13 protein-coding genes and 1 pseudogene are annotated in these 18,069 nt (G+C 65.2%); 7 read left to right on the forward strand and 7 right to left on the reverse strand.

Translation table 11 applies throughout. The features are described from left to right. Together ACLKM7_RS04650 and ACLKM7_RS04655 are read right to left on the reverse strand one after the other, a co-directional pair. Positions 1-1,225, reverse strand: a 1,225-nt coding sequence (locus ACLKM7_RS04650) for an RNA polymerase sigma factor (RefSeq protein WP_436445995.1), incomplete at its 3' end; no start/stop codon positions are given. Continuing rightward, complete coding sequence (locus tag ACLKM7_RS04655) at positions 1,222-1,581, reverse strand: YciI family protein (RefSeq protein ID WP_436445996.1); 360 nt, start codon at positions 1,579-1,581, stop codon at positions 1,222-1,224. The genes ACLKM7_RS04650 and ACLKM7_RS04655, both read right to left, overlap by 4 nt. Positions 1,582-1,836: 255 nt before the next feature. Between ACLKM7_RS04655 and ACLKM7_RS04660 the strand changes: the two genes are divergently transcribed. From ACLKM7_RS04660 to ACLKM7_RS04680, 5 genes are all read left to right on the forward strand, one after another. Then, on the forward strand, positions 1,837-3,186 hold the full coding sequence (locus ACLKM7_RS04660) for an ABC transporter substrate-binding protein (protein ID WP_436445997.1): 1,350 nt from the start codon (positions 1,837-1,839) through the stop codon (positions 3,184-3,186). Between the two features lie 112 nt (positions 3,187-3,298). Beyond that, positions 3,299-4,201, forward strand: coding sequence for a carbohydrate ABC transporter permease (locus tag ACLKM7_RS04665; protein ID WP_436446006.1), 903 nt, complete (start codon positions 3,299-3,301; stop codon positions 4,199-4,201). Continuing rightward, entirely contained in the window at positions 4,191-5,090 is a 900-nt protein-coding gene (locus ACLKM7_RS04670) for a carbohydrate ABC transporter permease (protein WP_436445998.1), read from the forward strand. The genes ACLKM7_RS04665 and ACLKM7_RS04670 overlap by 11 nt, the downstream gene beginning before the upstream one ends. 7 nt (positions 5,091-5,097) lie before the next feature. Then, positions 5,098-6,219: a Gfo/Idh/MocA family protein gene (locus ACLKM7_RS04675; RefSeq protein WP_436445999.1), complete on the forward strand. Its 1,122-nt coding sequence runs from the start codon at positions 5,098-5,100 to the stop codon at positions 6,217-6,219. Next, the gene (locus ACLKM7_RS04680) at positions 6,212-7,099 is read left to right on the forward strand and encodes a DUF6807 family protein (protein WP_436446000.1); all 888 of its coding nucleotides are present in this window, start codon (positions 6,212-6,214) and stop codon (positions 7,097-7,099) included. Before ACLKM7_RS04675 ends, ACLKM7_RS04680 begins: the two co-directional genes overlap by 8 nt. 22 nt (positions 7,100-7,121) lie before the next feature. On the opposite strand, the gene ACLKM7_RS04685 is transcribed toward ACLKM7_RS04680, so the two are convergent. The 5 genes from ACLKM7_RS04685 to ACLKM7_RS04705 all read right to left on the reverse strand — a co-directional run bounded on the left by ACLKM7_RS04685 (position 7,122) and on the right by ACLKM7_RS04705 (position 16,279). Next, positions 7,122-8,159: a LacI family DNA-binding transcriptional regulator gene (locus ACLKM7_RS04685; protein ID WP_436446001.1), complete on the reverse strand. Its 1,038-nt coding sequence runs from the start codon at positions 8,157-8,159 to the stop codon at positions 7,122-7,124. Positions 8,160-8,323: 164 nt separating this feature from the next. Continuing rightward, positions 8,324-9,760: a hypothetical protein gene (locus ACLKM7_RS04690; RefSeq protein ID WP_436446002.1), complete on the reverse strand. Its 1,437-nt coding sequence runs from the start codon at positions 9,758-9,760 to the stop codon at positions 8,324-8,326. Next, entirely contained in the window at positions 9,757-12,813 is a 3,057-nt protein-coding gene (locus ACLKM7_RS04695) for an alpha-mannosidase (protein WP_436446003.1), read from the reverse strand. Before ACLKM7_RS04695 ends, ACLKM7_RS04690 begins: the two co-directional genes overlap by 4 nt. A 60-nt stretch (positions 12,814-12,873) precedes the next feature. Beyond that, entirely contained in the window at positions 12,874-15,291 is a 2,418-nt protein-coding gene (locus ACLKM7_RS04700) for a hypothetical protein (RefSeq protein ID WP_436446004.1), read from the reverse strand. Between the two features lie 115 nt (positions 15,292-15,406). Next, complete coding sequence (locus tag ACLKM7_RS04705; protein WP_436446007.1) at positions 15,407-16,279, reverse strand: IclR family transcriptional regulator; 873 nt, start codon at positions 16,277-16,279, stop codon at positions 15,407-15,409. 132 nt (positions 16,280-16,411) lie between these two features. Between ACLKM7_RS04705 and ACLKM7_RS04710 the strand changes: the two genes are divergently transcribed. Both ACLKM7_RS04710 and ACLKM7_RS04715 read left to right on the forward strand, forming a co-directional pair. Next, positions 16,412-17,776: an aminomethyl transferase family protein gene (locus ACLKM7_RS04710; protein WP_436446005.1), complete on the forward strand. Its 1,365-nt coding sequence runs from the start codon at positions 16,412-16,414 to the stop codon at positions 17,774-17,776. Between the two features lie 25 nt (positions 17,777-17,801). Further along, a pseudogene (locus tag ACLKM7_RS04715) lies at positions 17,802-18,069 on the forward strand (methylenetetrahydrofolate reductase); the annotation flags it as partial.

The raw sequence follows: 18,069 nt of genomic DNA on the forward strand, positions 1-18,069 counted from the left end.
GGGTGAGGTAGGCGACCTCGGCGGAGTTGCCGGCGAGGTCGATCGCCCGGTCGTAGGCCTCGCGCGCCTCGCCGGAGCGGCCGAGCCGGCGCAGCAGGTCCGCGCGCGCGGCGTGGAACGCGTGATAGCCGTCGAGGTCGTCCGCCAGCCGGTCGACCGCACCGAGGCCGACCGATGGACCATCGAGCTCGGCGAGCGCGATCGCACGGTTGAGTGCGACGATCGGGTTCGGATCGATCAGCGACAGCTGGTCGTAGAGCTCGACGATCTGCGACCAGTCGGTGTCGCGAGCGTCGGGCACCGAGGTGTGCACCGCGTTGATGGCGGCCAGGATCTGGTAGCGGCCGGGCGCGCCTCCACCGCGCGCCACGACGTCGAGGCGCTCACGCACGAGTTCGATCCCCTCGTCGATCATCGCCCGATCCCATGAGCCCCGGTCTTGCTCGTCGAGTCGCACCAGCTCGCCCGACTCCGAGAGCCTCGTCGCCGCCCGCGCCTCGGTCAGGAGCATGAGGGCGAGCAGACCCGCGATCTCGCCTTCGCGCGGGAGCAGCGATCTCGTCAACCGCGTGAGCCGAATCGCCTCCGAGGTGAGATCGCGACGGATCGGCTGCGACGCGTCTCCCGTCGCAAGGTAACCCTCGTTGAACACGAGGTAGAGCACCGCGAGCACGCCGTCCAGCCGCGCAGGCAGATCCTGCGCCTGCGGCATCCGGTACGGAATTCGCGCCGTGCGGATCTTGTCTTTCGCGCGCGTGATGCGCCGGCTCATCGCCGCCTCGCCGACGAGGAAGGCACGGGCGATCTCGTCGACCGTGAGACCGCCGACCATGCGCAGCGTCAGCGCGACGCGCGCCTCCATGGCGAGCGCAGGGTGGCAGCAGATGAAGAGCAGGCGCAGGCGGTCATCGTCGACCGCCCCCACGGGCTCGGCGGGGGTGTCGTCATGCAGCATGAGCGCCTCCCGGTGTTTCGCATCGCGCTGGGCCTCGCGGCGCAGGCGGTCGATCGCCTTGCGGTTGGCCGCCGTCGTGATCCAGGCACCCGGGTTGGGCGGAACTCCGTCGCTCGGCCAGCGTTCCGCGGCCGTGGCGAACGCTTCAGCCGCCATCTCTTCGGCGAGGTCGAGATCGGCGAACCGCCGTGCGAGCGAGGCCACCACCCTCGCCCACTCCTCACGATGGACGCGAGTGAGTGCCGCCTCGACGAGGGCACCCTGGGTCACGCGCCGATCACCGGCCGCACCTCGATCTTGCGGCGGCACGCCTGCGACCCTTCCGCCGCAAGGGCGAGCGCCACGTCGAGATCGTCGGCCTCGACGATCCAGAAGCCGGCGATGTGCTCCTTGGACTCGACGTACGGGCCGTCGGTGATGATCGGGGCCGGCCCTGTGCCGTCGACGACGGTGCTGGCGGATGCCTCGGCGAGGCCGTTCGCGAACACGAACCGTCCCTCTTCGCGAAGCCGGGCATTGAAGGCGCCGGTCGCCTCCAGCTGGGCGGCGTTCTCTTCGGGGGTGGCATAGCTGCCGTGCTCGCCGTATTCGCTCGGGCCCCACACCATGAGCGCGTACTGCGCCATCTGCGTCCTCCTTCAGGACGGCCCCGTCGGCCGCCTCTCACCCTTACAACGAAGAGCGTGGCACCGATCCGACAGCGAGGTCGGAGATGATTCGAAATCTCCCTCGACCACGCTATGGCGGGCGGGCGGGTGACGCATGTCGGATTCTGCGCGATCACCATTCTGGCCTCGCCGGCCCAGCACCCCGAGACGTTGACGGACAGATACGCCTCCTCCTATAGTGAGGTTCAATCGCTTGTGCAATCGATTGTGCTAGTGATTTTATGGGGCACGTGCAGTGCATCCAGCGAGTGTTCAGCAACTCTCAACGAGGAGAAGGAAGACACAGTGAACAGACGACGTAACTCGCAGATCCTTGCCGGAGCGGCCGCCACCGCGCTGGCAATCGGTCTTGCTGGATGCTCATCCGAGCCTGCAGATGACGCACCGGTCGAGATCCGCTTCACCTGGTGGGGCGGTGACGAACGGCACGAACTCACCAACGAAGCCCTCGATGCATTCGAAGAGGCCAACCCAAATATCACCGTCGTTCGTGACTTCGGCGGATTCGACGGATACCTCGACAAGATCACGACGCAGTATGCCGGTGGAAACTCCCCCGATGTCATTCAGCTGTACAACGAGGTCCTGGTGGAGTTCGCTGACCGTGGCCAGCTGTACGACCTCAACGACGCCGTGGAGGCGGGAGAGCTGTCACTCACCGGCTGGCCACAAGACGTCATAGACATGAACACCGTCGATGACGAGCTGGCCGCACTGACTTTCGGGTCGAACACGCACGGATTCATATTCGACGAGACGAAATCTGCGGAGTTTGGAGTGCCGATTCCGTCTGACGGCTATAGCTGGGATGACCTTCAGGAGTACTCCGCCGCGGTCACGGATGCCAGCGGTGGCACGATGTGGGGTACCTTCGACCTCTCGCACAGCTACCAGGTGTTCGAAGTGTGGGCCAAGCAGCACGGCGAGGAATTCCTCACCGCAGATGGCATCGGCTTCACTCAGGACACGCTCGAAGAGTATTGGCAGTACTGGGCGGACATGCGTGACGGTGGCGCCGTCCCCAGCCCGGATGTGTCCACGGAGTACCTCGGAACACCTTATGACGCTGTCCTGCAAGGCGTGGTCGCTTCGACGTTCCTCTTCACCAATCAGTTTGCATCGGTCGCGGACAGCACACCGGATGAGCTGACCATCGCGCGGATGCCCAGCGAGACCCCGACGCCGGGTCAATATCTTCGTGCGGCGATGAATCTCACCGTCTCGGCTCAGACAGAGCACCCCGAGGCAGCTGCACGGCTCGTGAACTTCCTGCTGAATGATGCAGAAGCCAACGCCATCCTCGGAACCGACCGCGGCTTCCCCTCCAACGAGGACGTCTTCGAAGCCGCCACGGCCGATCTGAGTGGGCCGGCAACCGCCGCAGCTGAGATCTATGGCTCCGTCCGTGAGGACGGCTCGCCGGCTCCCGTTCCGGCGCCTGCCGGCTCTGGTGCGGTCAACACTCTCTTCAGTGAGTTCGCGCAACAGATCCAGTTCGGGCAGATCAGCGTGAGCGATGCGGCGTCGCAGTTCCTGGCCCAAGCCGAGGCAGAGCTCAGCTGAATCGATGAGACAGATCGTGAACACCCCCGAGCGCACGGACGGCGGCGATGCGCGTTCGTCCGCGCGCTCGGGGTACGACTCCCCAGGGGGTGGAGGCGGAACCCGCCCACCCTTGTCGGCGAAGTCGCTTCGAGGCGCGGTCCGCCGCGAGAAGCTCGCGCCGTACCTTTTCCTCACTCCGTGGCTGATCGGGTTCTTCGTCATCACACTCGGCCCGATGCTGTACTCGTTCTACCTTTCGTTCACGGACTTCAGTCTGCTCGGATCGGCTGAGTGGGTAGGCCTGGACAACTACATTGAGATGTTCACGTCCGACCCCAAGTTCATGGAGTCGGTGCGCGTCACGCTGGTGTACGTCTTCGTCTCGGTGCCGCTGCAACTCGCGTTCGCGCTGCTCCTTGCCGTCGCGCTGAACCGCGGTCTGCGGGGACTGGCTATCTACAGATCGGTGTACTACCTGCCCTCCCTCATCGGTGGCAGCGTGGCGATTGCCGTGTTGTGGCGTCAGATGTTCGGAAAGAACGGCCTCATCAACCAAGTACTCGCCTGGTTCGGCATCACTGGGGAGAGTTGGATCGGCAACCCCGAGACTGCGCTGGGGACGCTCATCATTCTGAACATATGGACGTTCGGATCGCCGATGGTGATCTTTCTCGCAGCCCTACGTCAAGTTCCCGAGTACCTCTACGAAGCAGCCGCCGTGGATGGCGTGTCCAAGTGGAGCGCGTTCTGGCATATCACCCTCCCCATGTTGACACCCGTCGTGCTGTTCAACCTGGTCCTGCAGCTGATCGGGGCGTTTCAGGCCTTCACGCCCGCCTATGTCGTTTCCGGCGGGACAGGCGGGCCGGTGAATTCGACCTTGTTCTACACGCTCTACCTGTATCAGAAGGGCTTCACCAACTTCGAGATGGGTTACGCCAGCGCCATGGCCTGGGTGCTCTTCTTCTTCATCGCGATCGTGACCGCCGTCAACTTTTGGCTGTCGAAGTATTGGGTGCACTATGACGACTGAACAGCTGACCGTTCCCCGCAGCGCGCGAGGAAAACGCCCCGGCCGCTCGCGCGGCCATCGAGAACGGAGGCGCAACCCCCTCGCCCACTTGATGCTCGTCGGCTTCGGGCTCCTGATGCTCTATCCGCTCATATGGATGCTCGGGGCGTCCTTCAAGGAGAGCCAGTTCATTTTCACCGAGGTCAGTCCCATCCCGAACCCTGTGACCCTCGAGAACTACGAGCAGGGCTGGCGAGGCTCCGGCATCGGGTTCGGCACGTACTTCCTGAACTCGACGGTGGTCGCGGGATTATCGGTCGTAGGAAACATGTTCGCCTGCTCTCTCGCGGGCTTCGCGTTCGCCCGCATGGAGTTCCGTGGGAGAAAGATCCTCTTCGCCGCGATGCTGGCCACGCTCATGCTTCCCCAGCACGTCCTGCTCGTCCCGCAGTACATCCTCTTCTCGCAACTGGGGTGGGTGAATACTTTCCTTCCACTCGTCGTACCGAAGTTCCTCGCGGTCGACGCGTTCTTCGTCTTCCTCATGGTGCAATTCCTCCGAGGGCTTCCTCGCGAACTCGACCAAGCTGCGAAGGTCGACGGGGCAGGGCCGTGGCAGACGTATTGGCGCATCATTCTGCCTTTGACCATGCCCGCGCTGGCCACCACGGCGATCTTCACCTTCATCTGGACGTGGAATGACTTCCTGGGCCCCATTCTCTATCTCCAGGATCCGCGTCTTTACACGGTCCCGCTGGGATTGAACGCCTTCCTCGATGCCAGCGGCGACAGCGCGTGGGGCCCGATGTTTGCGATGGCAGTCCTCTCTCTCGGCCCACTCTTCGGGTTCTTCCTCGTGGGCCAGAAGTACCTCACGTCGGGAATTGCCACAACAGGCTTGAAAGGCTGAGAGCAACATGACTTCTCAAAAGGCGGCACGCGTCGCTGTAGTCGGGGCGGGCGGAATCGGAGCCGCGGCGCACCTCCCCGCAGTCCAGTCGCTCGGCGATGAGGCGCAGCTCGTCGCAATCGTCGATCTCGACGCCGACCGGCGCGCCGAAGCGGGAAACAGATTCGGCTGCACCGATCTCTACAGCGGCATCGGGGAGATGCTGGCGGCGCAGCGACCCGATGTCGTTGCTCTGGCAACCCCGCCCCACCTACATGAGGCGATGGCGATCGAGGTGATGCGTGCGGGTGCGTGGGCCTACTGCGAGAAGCCGCTCACCGGCTCCCTCGCCAGCGCCGACCGCATCATCGCCGCGGAGCGAGAAACCGGTCGCTGGTGCGTCGGCGTCTCGCAGTTCCGCTATGCCGGTGGTTCGCAACAGGCCTACGCTGCGCTTCGGGACCGCCGCTGGGGGCGCCCTCTGATCGGCGTCGCGCATACGAACTGGTATCGAGGTCCGGAGTATTGGAACATTCCGTGGCGCGGCAAGTTCCGCACCGAGTTCGGAGGTGCCACGACGACTCAGGCCTACCACGCAATCGATCTTCTCGTGTGGCTCATGGGCGGGGACTGGGCAACGGTGTCCGGCGTCGCGGACACCCTCGCCCGCCCGATCGAAGTCGAGGACGCATCTGCAGCCGTGGTGCGCTTCCAATCCGGCGCTATCGCATCACTCCTTTCGACGGTCCTCAGCAGCCGCCAAGAGACTCACCTACAGGTCACGACAGAAAGGGCCACGCTCGGCCTCGACACCCTGTATCTCCCTCAACAAGACGAATGGAGCGTTCGCCAGCTGGACGACGAAGGTGTGACACGGATCATCGAAGACTGGCCAGAACCCGAGCCTCCCCTTCAGGTGAATGCGCATCGCGCACAACTCCGCGGCATCCTCGCAGCCTGGCGAGAAGGACGTAGGCCCGATGTGACGGCCGTCGACGCCAGGAGCACGCTCGAGCTGCTCACCGCGCTCTACAAGAGCTCCGCGACGGAGAGGTCGATCGCACGGGGCGAGATCGTGCAGGGGGATCCGTTCTACGATGCGCTCGACGCAGCCGGCCCCGACAGGAAGCGGGCGATCGTTCATGACTGACATCGGCCTCATCCGACACGACGAAGATCTCCAGCTCGTCCTCCGCGACCGCACGATCGGCGACTACCGGGTCGACGATGACTCCATCGATGCCGTGAACACGCCGAAACCGTACATTCACCCGTTGCGAACGCTCGGCGGCCGCGTCATCAGCGGGTTCGCACCGTCGGACCATCCGTGGCATCACGGACTTCAGTTCGCGATGCCACGTGTCGGGGCGCACAACATGTGGGGAGGCGGGACCTATTTCGGCCCGGAGCGCGGATACGTCGCGACCGACGACCACGGGCAGATCCGCCACGAATCCTGGACCGAAATCGACACCACGGCGGGGCGGTTCACCCACCGGATCGGGTGGCTCGGCAGTGACGGCACCGAGCTCCTGCAGGAAGAGCGCACCCACCGCCTCCGCCTCGTCCGCGTGCAGGATGTCGAGGGCTGGCTCCTGCAAATGGACACGGTGCTCACCAATGCGACCGATCAAGAGCTCCGGCTCGAAACACCCGCCCAGCGCGGCCGGCCGGATGGCGGGTACGGAGGATGGTTCCTTCGCTTCGCAGAGGGATTCGCGGCGGCTCGTCTCACCGGCGACGGCGAGCCCGTCACCGCGTCCGGGGTGAGAGCCAGGACGTTGGTCATCGATGGACGCACTGCCTCTGGCGAGTCGGTGACGGTCGGTCTCCACCAGGGCCCGGCTACGAATCCCGGCTCCCGCAGGTTCCTCTACCGGTTCGATCCATTCCCCCTCGCGGGGTTCGCTGTCGCCTACGACGAAGGGCTCTTGCTCGCAGCGGGCGAATCCATGGCTCTTTCGCATCGCATCGCATGCTTCGATGGGTCGATCGATCCCGAACTCGTCTGCGAAGTGCTCGAGCCCTGATCGAACGAAAAACGTCGCGCAGCTACGTCGCCCGGCTCGAAGGGGCGCCGCCGATGGGCGCCGTCGTTGATTCGCGGATCATGAGCTGAGGGTGGGGCTCAGCGACCAGCTCGTCGCTGAGCGGAACGCCACCGAGGTGGTCCAGCAGCATGCTCGCAGCCCGGGCCCCCGCCTCGCGCATCGGCATGGCGACAGTCGTGAGCCGAGGCACGGTGTACTCCGACATCCACGCATCCTGCACCGCGACGATGCTCAGATCGCGAGGCACGTGGATCCCGGCGTCGTGCGCGGCACGCATCGCGCCGATGGCAGTGTTCAGACTGGCTGTGACGACGGCGGTGGGACGAGCGGCCAACTTCAGCAGCCCGGACGTTGCCGCCGCGCCCGCCGGCGCTTCCCACCCCGCCGGCGCGATCCACTCTTCGTAAGCAGCCAGACCGACCTCCGTCATCGCATCCCGAAAGCCTTCAAGCCGCCGCGTCGCGGCATCGTGACGAGGCGCACCAGCGACGAACCCGATCCGTTGATGACCCAGCTCGACCAGGTGCGTGACGGCGATCGCGACCGCCTCTCGATCATTCAGTGCGACAGATCCCGCGTGGCCATCGAGCCGAGTGTTGACCAGCACGACGGGAACATCGAGTTGGATGGCGGCGATCAGATCATCGTCGGTGAAGTGCTCGTTGCGCTGCACGATGACGCCGTCGACACGCCCATTGCCGATGAGTTGCGCAAGCGCGTTCGCGTCAGCGGTCTCGGCGTCGAACTGCGCGAGGAACACCGCGGAGTTTCGCTCATGCGCCACGGACTGCACGCCTTGGTGCAGGCTTGAGAAGATCGCGTTGTTGACCTCGGGGACGATCAGGGCGATGGCGTCCGCTCGCGACAGACGCAGCGCGCGGGCACGATGGTCCGGCACGTATCGGAGTTCGGCCGCGGCATCGATCACGCGCTGACGCGTGTTGTCGTTGATCCGGGCTCGCGTGTCGTTGTTGAGGACTCGAGAGGCCACGCTCGGGGACACACCCGCCAGCGCCGCGACATCCTTGAGGCGAGCCATGCGCTGACATCCTCTCTCAGGCGGGCGGCGACGACGCGAGCCGTCCGATTCGACTGTTGCACGGGCGAGACGACCACCTTGTCGAAACTCAGATGAAAGTGATCCAAGCACAGTCAATGCGTGCGCACAACCGTTTGTGCAGCGGTCGGTCGGCGCCCATCCGGTCAGATCGCGGCGCGGGCAGACTCGATGCTGAGTTCCTGAAGTCCAGTTATGTCCAGTTCGGGAGCGAAGCCGAACGGCGCATCCAGGATGCTTCCGATTGAGAACATCCCGTCCGAGATGCGCAGCTGTGCTCGGCCATCGGAGCCCAGCTGATACAGGTCGGGATGCGCCGAGACGGCTAGATCGTCGACATCCGGGGAGAGCGGGGCCATCCGGCCGAAATAGTGCTGCCCGTTCCGCTCCACGTGCTCGAGGCCCATTGTGGCAGCGACGACGAGATCCTGCGCGACGGTGAGCGGGGGGAGAGTCGACAGGTCCTCCGCGGTCAGGAGCGTGCGGTGGCCGAGCCGGCCTCGATGTGTGACGAGCGCAGCATTCGCCAACCCGCGGAACACGCCCTTGCATCCCTTATAGGTGCCCCCGGCATAACCCAGATCCATTGCTCGCCTCACTGCATGCACGTCGTCATCGGATTCGTCGACGATCACGGCCACGCCCTCCTCCGCCAGGGTTGCAAGAGTGGCCGCCAGTTCCGTGGTCAAGGCCACGTCCCGGTGAAGCGGCTGTTCGACAGCAACCAGGCTCTCGCGCAACGATCCGCCGATGCCAGGGTCGAGCAACAGAGTGCTGATCCAGGACATGAGGCCGTCACCATCGCGCATGGACTCGTTTCCATCGATCGTGAGTCGCGGGGTGATCGAGGCCTTCTCGCAGAGACGGAAGATCGTCGCGAGTCGATCCCGATCCACGACGGGGTCACCGGTGGTCTTCACCTTCAGGTAGCGGACACGGTGCGAGACAAGGACCGACTCCAGACTCACGGGGAGATCGTCACCAGGACGGTCTTCGACGTCAGCCGCGTCGAGCGGATCCGCCAGCGCCACCGTGTGCCGCAGGGCGATCGATGTAGCGGGCCGGTCGGGGAAGAGAGCCTGCCAACGGATACCCTCCAGTTCGTCGTGAATCTTCGCCGGGTCGAAGCCCAGCGCGCCGCTGCGAAGCGCGACAGGGAAGGGACTTCCCAGGGCCCGGCATACGGCGTCGATCATTGCCCGCTCCACGAGCGAGGTCCCCAGTCCCGCGAGTAGTCCGGGAACGCCATGCATCTCTGCCCATTGCATCTGGGCGGAGTCGAGCAAGCGCCAGAGTTGGAAAGCGTCAGGCGCGTGCAACCCGGATGCCAATGCCGCCGCCTTCTCGACCACTTCGACCATGCTGGCGAGATCCTCTGAGAACGAGGTGTGCGGGTTCTTGGTAAACCACTTCGGAGGGAGATGCTCAGATGCGCAGCCATTCACCTCTCGGCCTTGGCCATCACGAATCCGCACCTCGACGGCGACGTGCGGCGCGCCAGTCATCTCGGCGATCCCATATCGGAATGGCAGCCGTGTGCGAACAGGGGCGACTCGCAGATCGACATGAGTGATGGTGATCATCGCTTTCTCCCTCGCGCGATCCGGAGTGTGACGAGCTGAAACGGCCGCAGCTCCAGATCGACCCGTCCGTCGGCCGGCTCGCCGAGCACCACCCGTGGTTCGGCCGGCCGCTCCAGCAAGTCAGACTCGGTCACCCAGCCCGCATCGAATGCCGTGGTGAGGGAACACCGAGCGCGATTCCCGTACGACTCGTAGAGCCGCACGATGACGTCGCCGCTCCCGTCGTCGGCGAGCTTGACGGCCTCCACGACGACTCCGGGCGCATCGACGCGAAGGAGGGGATCGATGTCGCCGGTCTCCACGCCCCGCACCTCGCGGATGGGCACGTTCAAGCGGTACCCCTCGGAGACCGCCTCGGGGATGCCGGCGCCGAGCCGAAGTGCGAACCGGTAGTGGTGGTGACCACGGTCCGACTCAGGATCGGGGTAGCGGGGGGCCCGCGCGAGAGAAATCCCGATCACCGTGCCGACGGACTCCCCGAAAGCCTCGCGCGAGAGGCTGTAGCCGTAGGTCGCCTCGTTCGCCAGCGCCACGCCATAGCCGGGCTCGCCGACGTGCAGCCACCGGTGGGCCACGACCTCGAAGCGCGCTTCCTCCCACGAGGTGTTCGTGTGCGTTGGGCGATAGACGTGCCCGAACCCCACCTCGGTCGCGACCCGATCGGCGTGCACGTCGAGAGGCAGCATGTACTTCAGCAGCTTCTCGTCCTCGCGCCAGTCGAGATCGATCGAGACTTCCAGTCTCGCTTCGACGGGGCTCAGTCGATACTCGATCCGGGCCGAAGAGGCGCCGATGTCGCGAGTGATCACCACGGCGGGCACGCCGGGTGCGATCTCGAGAATCGACACGTCGACACTCCCATCCGGCTCGATCGCGCGAGCCAGATAGTGCTTGTCGAGATCCCACGCGTCCCATGTCGTCGGCGTGTCATGGTGAAGCCGAAGCTCCCCGGCAGCCGAGCCTGGTGGGATGATCTCTCGCTCGCTCTGCCGGTCGATCAGCGAGGTGATCGCCCCCTCAGAAGAGATCACGACGCGCAGCAGATGGTTCTCGAGTAACGTATCGCCAGTGGAGAGCCGGTCCGCATGCGGGCCGCGGCCTCGCTCGAGCGCGGGGTCTCCGGCGGTGACCGCACCCAACCCCGGTACACCTTCCAGGGGCAGCGGCCCCGCATTCAGATGCGCGGTCTTGCCGCCTCGCCCCATGACATGACGTGCCGCGGCGTCGATGAGATTCTCCAGCTCCGCGTGCAAGGCGGCATACTGCCCGGCTGCCTCGCGATGGACCCAGGTGATCGACGAACCGGGGAGGATGTCGTGGAACTGAAGGAGCAACACCGCCTGCCAGATCCTGCTCAGATCCTCTGCTGGATATGGGAGCCCGGCACGGACGGTCGCCACCGTGCACCACAGTTCCGCCTCGCGCAGCAGCCGCTCGGCAAGGCGATTTCCGCGCTTCAGCGCAACCTGTGTGGTCGATACTCCCCGATGGCGTTCCAGATACAGCTCACCGACCCACACCGGTAGATCATCGTCGTCGGCGGTCGCGTCAGCGAAGAATTGCGACGGCGTGGAAAGCGACACACGAGGTGCGCCCTCCAGATCGGCGAATCTCGCCGCCGACGCCAGCATCTCCTCCGTAGGGCCACCGCCTCCATCGCCCCACCCGAACGGCAACAGCGATACGTTCGTTCGCCCGCCGTCGGCGAACTGCGATTCTGCCAGGAGCAGCTCCTGCGCGCTGACGTGGGCGTGATACGTGTCTGCGGGCGGGAAGTGGGTGAACATCCGCGTGCCATCGATTCCTTCCCAGAGGAAACTGTGATGAGGAAAGACGTTGGTCTCATTCCAAGAGATCTTCTGTGTGAGGAAGTACCGCGAGCCGGCGGCCGCCGCGATCTGAGGAAGCGATGCGCTGTAGCCGAAGGAATCCGGCACCCAGACCTCCAGTGGTTCGACTCCGAATTCGCGAATGAAGAACTGTTTTCCCTCGATGAACTGCCGCGCCATCGATTCGCCGCTGGGCAGGTTGCAGTCCGGCTCCACCCACTGCCCGCCTACCGGGATGAACCGACCTTCAGCCACCCTCCCCTTGACGCGCTCGTAGAGCTCGGGATAGTCGGTCTTGATCCAGGCGTATTGCTGGGCCGAGCTCGCGGCGAACGTCAGATCCGGGTGCTGTTCCATGAGCGCGAGCACGTTCGCGAACGAGCGCGCCACCTTGCGCCTGGTCTCTCGCACCGGCCAGAGCCACGCGCTGTCGATGTGCGCATGGCCGACGGCATGGATGCGGTGCGCCGAGGCGTGAGCCGGCTGCGTGAGAACTGGACTGAGCTCCCTGCGCGCCCTGCCGGCGCTTCCCCTCACGTCGTCCGGGTCGATGACGTTGAGGGCTCGTTCCACCGCCATGAGGATGCTGTCCCGCCGTGCGCCTGTCGCGGTCAACCCACTCGCGAGGCCCGCGAGCACGCGAAGATCCTGCTCGAGGTGCCATGTCGGCATGTGCCGAATCCCCACCTCGATCGGCCCGAGCCGGTAGAGATGCTCGGCGCCCGCCGCGCTCTGATCCCCCAGCGTCGTCGGGACGAACGTGAAGTCCTGCGCGATGTCCGGGTTGGCGGCGGCTTCGACGTAGTAGACGAAGGCGTCCCCGGGACCTTCGGGCATCGCGAAGTTGCGCTGCAATGGCTCGATGCCCTTGAGGACGCGACCCGCCGCGTCCCAGAGAAGACCCTCTGCCTGAAAGCCGGCACGCCCATCGGTGAAGCCGATGTCGATCGAGAGCTCGAGCAACTCGTCATCGTGCACCCGCCACGCAGCGGGCACCGTGCCCGCGAGCCGGAACCAGGTCGTTCCCCAGGCGCGCCCCCATGCATCGCCCTCTCCCAGCGGCGAGTACCGCTCCGCGAGAGCGACCCCTACGGCCACCGGCTCGCCAGGAGCTTCCCATGCAGAGAGCGGAACGGTGTCTCGGAGCCGATACAGCGACGGACGAATGTCGTCGCGTAGGACCCTCTCGACTCTGGCCAGCATTCGGCCACGCCAATCCTGCATCTCACTCCCTAACCTGGTCGGTGCGGCTCACGATGTGCACCTTCGCCACATGTGTTGCGATCATCCCCGTAGGCGGTGCCGCTCGATGGCCAGTGCCATGACGCCGAATTGCTCCGTGAGCAGACCTTCGTAGCCGCATTGGGCGCCATCCCAGTAGCGCCAGTCCCCGCCCGTCTGCGACCCGCCGAACGCGGTTCCGTCCGCGAGCGTCTCGCACAGGGCGCCCAGCAATCTCTCGGCCTCCGGCATCATGCCGACACGAGAGAGGGCTTCGACGAAGTGCCGTGCTTGCGAGTGCGACAACGCGCCGTTGAGGTAGAACCCGTGGGGAAATCCCTGCATCGGCTCGGTAAGATCCTCGTCCGGAATCGGCCAGAGATTGTTGGGCAGTCCGAGCCGCGCATCAGGCTCGCCCACGCGTCGGTACTCCTCCCACAGCGCTCCGATGATCTGACGTGATGCGTCCGCCGACAGCACCCCGCTGTTGGCAACCGCTCCATTCACCGCGAGGAATGCATAGTCGTGCAACCGACCGTCCGCGCTGCGCCATCCAGCGATCCAACCGGTATCCGGGTTGAGGAATGTCGGTCCGAAGGCATCGCGCAGCTTCGCGCACCACGCGGCGATACCCACCGCGAGCTCGGGTGCGCCGAGTTCGGGCAGCACTTCACCCAGGAGCGTGAGCGCCCTGAAGAGGAGCGCGTTGACGTAGGCGTCCTTCCAGCCGAATGACACGACGTCATACCAGTTGGTGCTCCAGTCGTGGTCGCCACTCACGCCGCGTCGGTGCGGGCTCTCGATCAGGCCGTCGCCGTCGAGATCTCGAGCGGCAAGCTGTTCCAGCTTCTGCTTGATGCGGCCGGAGTAGCGGCGCAACCAGACTGAGTTCCGGCTGTGATCCAGATACTCGCCGAGCCCCAGCATCGTTCCGACCCCGCTGATGAGGTACTCGTCCTCCGCGGGCCGAAGCTGCGAGCGATCGCGCATCGTGCCGGAGCCGTACCCCGGCCCGCCGTCCAGCCATCGTTCGAGGGAGTCGCGCAAGAGCTCGACGGCGTCGAGCCCAGGCATGACCTCCCCGTATGACGTCGCGAGCGCAGACCACGTGTCCATGCTCATCGGACAATGAATGGAGATGCTGTTGTTGCTCAAGGTGCCAGTATCTGCGCGGTAGGACAGTCCTGTAATCGCCGCGCGCCGCATCGCTCGGGCCACAGGCGCCGGAGCGCTCTGGTCCGCCTCGATCCCATGCCCCGCCATCAACCAGGTCACGGCACACCGATGGCTGCCTGGCTCCAGGATGGTGGTGCCTCGATCAGTAGGCGTTTCGCCCAGCTTGAGCTCCCCGGTCAGCCAGGAGTTCGGGCGGTCGGCGTCAGAACGCCACGTGGCCGTTGCACCGTGACCGATGACCCGGATGCTTCCGTGACCGGGCGCGTGCAGGAGTACCGGCAGCTCGAGCAGTCCCGTGCGTCCCTCCTTGCGCGGACGGCCCAATGTGGCGGTCGCCGCGGTGCGCGGATCGAAGGCGATCTGCCAGGCTGCGCTCTCCCACGCTTCGATCGACCTCTCGCCTTCGCGCTCCGCGACGAGCTCGATCCGATCGGCGTACATTCGCCAGTCAAGCGTGAAGCGCTGGGCCGCGCCGGGCACGGACACCTCGTAGCGAACCCGGTTCCCTTCGACCCGAACGTGGCCTTCGACATCACAGCGCAGCGCCGGCCCGACCAGCGACGACCCACCGACAGGATGAAGCATGATTCCCTGCAGGTCGATGCCGGGCGCGCGATGGAGAAGGTCACGCATGGTCGACCCCGCAGCCTCGTCGTCGAGAGCCAGATAGCTGAAGCCCGCACGCCCGAGTGCGAATCCTACTTCGTACCCCGCAGTCCGGTACCTCACCTCACCGGGCCGTTCCTCTGCGTGAACCCCGGACGGCAAGAGCTGTAGAGTCACACCACGGTTGGCCAGTCTTCGCTCACGCTGCGTCGGGACGGGCGGTCGGGCACCGATCAATTCGAACGCGTCGTCGGCAAGGTTCCATGGCGTCCACTGATCGTCCAGCCCACATTGGAGGACCTCGATGATGGCGGCGGAAGCCGACAAACCGCCCAAGTCGTACCAGAGCGGAGGGGCGTAAGAACCGCTCGGGGTGGGCATCTCCCGGATGTCCAGGACCGTCTGCCACTGACCACCCGCGTGCGCCGTGAGGCGGAAGGCGCGCACCCAGTCCCATTGGTCGTCACTGCCGCACTTGTGGTAGCCGCGCCCCGGCCGGACGCCCAACCGCCGGAGTTGCGCGGGACCTGCCAGTTGCATCGTCCGCGCGTGCACGATGCGCCTGCCGACGATCCCCGTACCAGGATCCGCGTCTCTCCAGATCGACTGGGTGCGGCCGGCGCGGTTGCGAAAGCCCATTCCCCCCAACGGAGGCGGGCGCTCAATGAGCGCGAGCAGGTCGAGCGCGTCGTCATTCATCCTTGAACCCATCCCGGTCGTGCTGACAGCAATACGCTATGCGAGCGCAATCGATTTCGCAACCGTCACGATCGGATCGACGAGGCACCGTCCCAACTCGCCTGGCCGAGTGCGCTCAGTCGGCGCTGGGCTGGTCGATGGATCGCCTCTCCAGATATCGCATCGACAGAACGGACGAGTTCACTAGATAGCGCCACGGCCCACCAGGCCGCGCGTCCGGGTGCCCGGGTGGCAAGTACGCACGGACATAACCCCGCGAGACGCCCCTCGCGGCCTGCTGGATCGCGCGCGACAGCGCGTCTCTGGCCACGAGGTCGCTCGGGATGACGACGCCGAGTGCGGCGACGACTCGACCATCAGGCCCAAGGACCGGCGCGGCGAGCCCCGCCGATCCGGGGTAGATGAAACCATCGGCGACGGCGAATCCGCGTTGCCTCGTCGATCGGAGTGCGGCGGCGAGTTCGGCGGCCGATTGAATGGCCCGACTGCTCGGAGGATCCAATCCGACCTGCAGCACTTCGGCAATGACGGAGTCTGGAGCATGCGCTAGCAGTACGAGCCCGGTCGCGGTGTGCGGAAGCGGCATACGCCCGCCGACGACGGCCGCGTTGACAACCGCATCCTGCGCCGAGATGCGTTCGACGATAAGCCCGTCGACGCCGTAGAGCACCGCCAGTTGAACGTGCTGCCCGACCCGGCGGTGCAACTCGGCCATGAACGGCTGTGCGATTTCTCGGAGCCCGAGCGACCCAGGCGTCTTCGAGCCCAACTCCCACAGCCGATTGCCCAACCGATACCGGTTCCGCTCGACGTGCTCGAGGAGACTGTTCCCGGTGAGCTCCTGCACCATGCGGTGCGTGGATGAGATCGGGTACCCAGTCCGACGCGCGATCTCCGAGACCGTGAGAAAGGGCGTGTCGACTGTGAAGACATCCAAGATCCTGAGCACTCGGGTCAGCGCCGATACGCCGTCCGACGATCGCGCCACGCGGTGCCTCCCCTCGCAGGTTTGGCTTGCAGTTACGCATGAAAGGGAAGTCGTTGTCAATGCGCAATCGAATGCTCATACTTTGGAGCGAGCCAGCCGCGCGGTCAGCGCGCCAGAGCAAAGGAGCTCATCTTGACCCAGATCTTCGCTGCGACCAACAGCATCGACGATGCCATCGCCGAAGCAGGAGGAATCGTTCCGCTCATGCGGAACAACGACTTCCCCGCATTCATCTTTCCGATCGAGGCGGAGTTCTCCAATTGGAGGACCGAGGAGCACGCATGGCGAGAGACCGTCGCCTTGATGGACCTCTCGCAGCACATGACCAACCTGTTCGTCGAAGGCGCCGACGCCGCACAGCTGCTCAGCGGGCTCGCGGTCAACAGCTTCGCGGGGTTCCGTCCCGGCATCGCCAAGCAGTTCGTCGGTGTCAATATCGATGGATATGTCATCGGCGACGGCATCCTGTTCTATCTCGGCGACAACAGCTTCGATCTGGTCGGTCAGCACAGCCTTGTGGATTGGGTTCGCTACAACATCGAACAGTCGTCCTTGAACGTCGCCTATCGCCTGGACGGCAACGCGCTCGTCCGAGACGGCGATCCTGAGCTGTACCGGTTTCAGTTGCAGGGCCCGAGGGCGCTTGACCTGATCGGCGCGCTCACGGGTACCGCCGTCCCGTCAGTGAAGTTCTTCCACATGACCGACTTCACGATCGCGGGGCGGCAGGTGCGCGCGCTTCGACACGGAATGGCGGGCCAGCCAGGCTTCGAGCTCTTTGGTCCATGGGAGGACGGTCTCGCGGTTCGCGAGGCGATCATGAACGGTGGCGCGCGATTCGGCGTCCAGGCCGTTGGCGCACGAGCATACGGGAGCACGCCCCTCGAAGCGGGATGGATCCCCACGCCGGTCCCGGCCATCTTCGGACCGGAGATGGCAGCCTACCGACAGTGGCTGCCGTCCAGCCGAGTGGGTTCACTCGGTGGCTCCTTCCAGAGCGATCGTATCGAGGACTACTACCTCACTCCCGCAGAACTGGGATACGGCCGACACGTCAAGTTCGATCACGAGTTCGTCGGTCGTGCTGCGCTCGAGCGGCGCACGGAGCACGCCACGCGGCGCAAAGTCACTCTCATCTGGGATCCGGATGACGTCGCCGACGCGATGCGATCTCACCTCCAGAGCGGACTGCCCTCGAAGTGGATCGAATTCCCCAAGGCGCGGTACGCGTATCACCAGTACGACACGGTGCTCGTTGAGGACGAGTGCGTGGGGATCTCGACCGACGCCGGTCATCTCGTCAATGACTCGCTCTTCGTCTCGCTCGCCACGGTCGAGGAATCCATCGCGGACGGAGCCGAGGTCGAAGTTCTCTGGGGTGAGGACCCGGTCTCGCGAAAGCCCTCGGTCGAACCGCACCGGCAATGTCGCATCCGTGCCGTTGTCGCACCGGCACCGCTGAGCGACTTCGCCCGCACGACCTATCGCGACCGGTAGTCCCGTGGCGCAGCCGAGACGATCCATGAGGCCGGAAACGACCGTCGATTTGGTCGAGGGCTTCTCGTTGGAGATGACGGGGAAGGATGTCCCCGGTCTGCACGAAGCGGCATCCGTCATCCCGCAGGGGACGAAGATCAACGTGACGTTCCTGGGCAACGAGGACCTTCAGATGCGGGTCACGGCGTCCAAAGCCGTGAAGGATCTCGGGTTCATCCCGGTGCCGCACATCTCGGCGCGCCGGCTGGCGTCGCAGGACCAGCTGGAGGAGTTCCTCGGCCGCCTGCAGGAGG

Origin of the sequence: Microbacterium sp. I2, assembly GCF_051364985.1 — a bacterium.
Classification (GTDB): domain Bacteria; phylum Actinomycetota; class Actinomycetes; order Actinomycetales; family Microbacteriaceae; genus Microbacterium.

Excerpts from the sequence above, each read along its gene's own strand:
- ACLKM7_RS04670 (WP_436445998.1), top strand. The coding sequence starts at position 4,191 with ATGACGACTGAACAGCTGACCGTTCCCCGCAGCGCGCGAGGAAAACGC.
- ACLKM7_RS04690 (WP_436446002.1), bottom strand. The coding sequence starts at position 9,760 with ATGATCACCATCACTCATGTCGATCTGCGAGTCGCCCCTGTTCGCACA.
- ACLKM7_RS04675 (WP_436445999.1), top strand. The coding sequence starts at position 5,098 with ATGACTTCTCAAAAGGCGGCACGCGTCGCTGTAGTCGGGGCGGGCGGA.
- ACLKM7_RS04680 (WP_436446000.1), top strand. The coding sequence starts at position 6,212 with ATGACTGACATCGGCCTCATCCGACACGACGAAGATCTCCAGCTCGTC.
- ACLKM7_RS04695 (WP_436446003.1), bottom strand. The coding sequence starts at position 12,813 with ATGCAGGATTGGCGTGGCCGAATGCTGGCCAGAGTCGAGAGGGTCCTA.
- ACLKM7_RS04700 (WP_436446004.1), bottom strand. The coding sequence starts at position 15,291 with ATGAATGACGACGCGCTCGACCTGCTCGCGCTCATTGAGCGCCCGCCT.
- ACLKM7_RS04685 (WP_436446001.1), bottom strand. The coding sequence starts at position 8,159 with ATGGCTCGCCTCAAGGATGTCGCGGCGCTGGCGGGTGTGTCCCCGAGC.
- ACLKM7_RS04655 (WP_436445996.1), bottom strand. The coding sequence starts at position 1,581 with ATGGCGCAGTACGCGCTCATGGTGTGGGGCCCGAGCGAATACGGCGAG.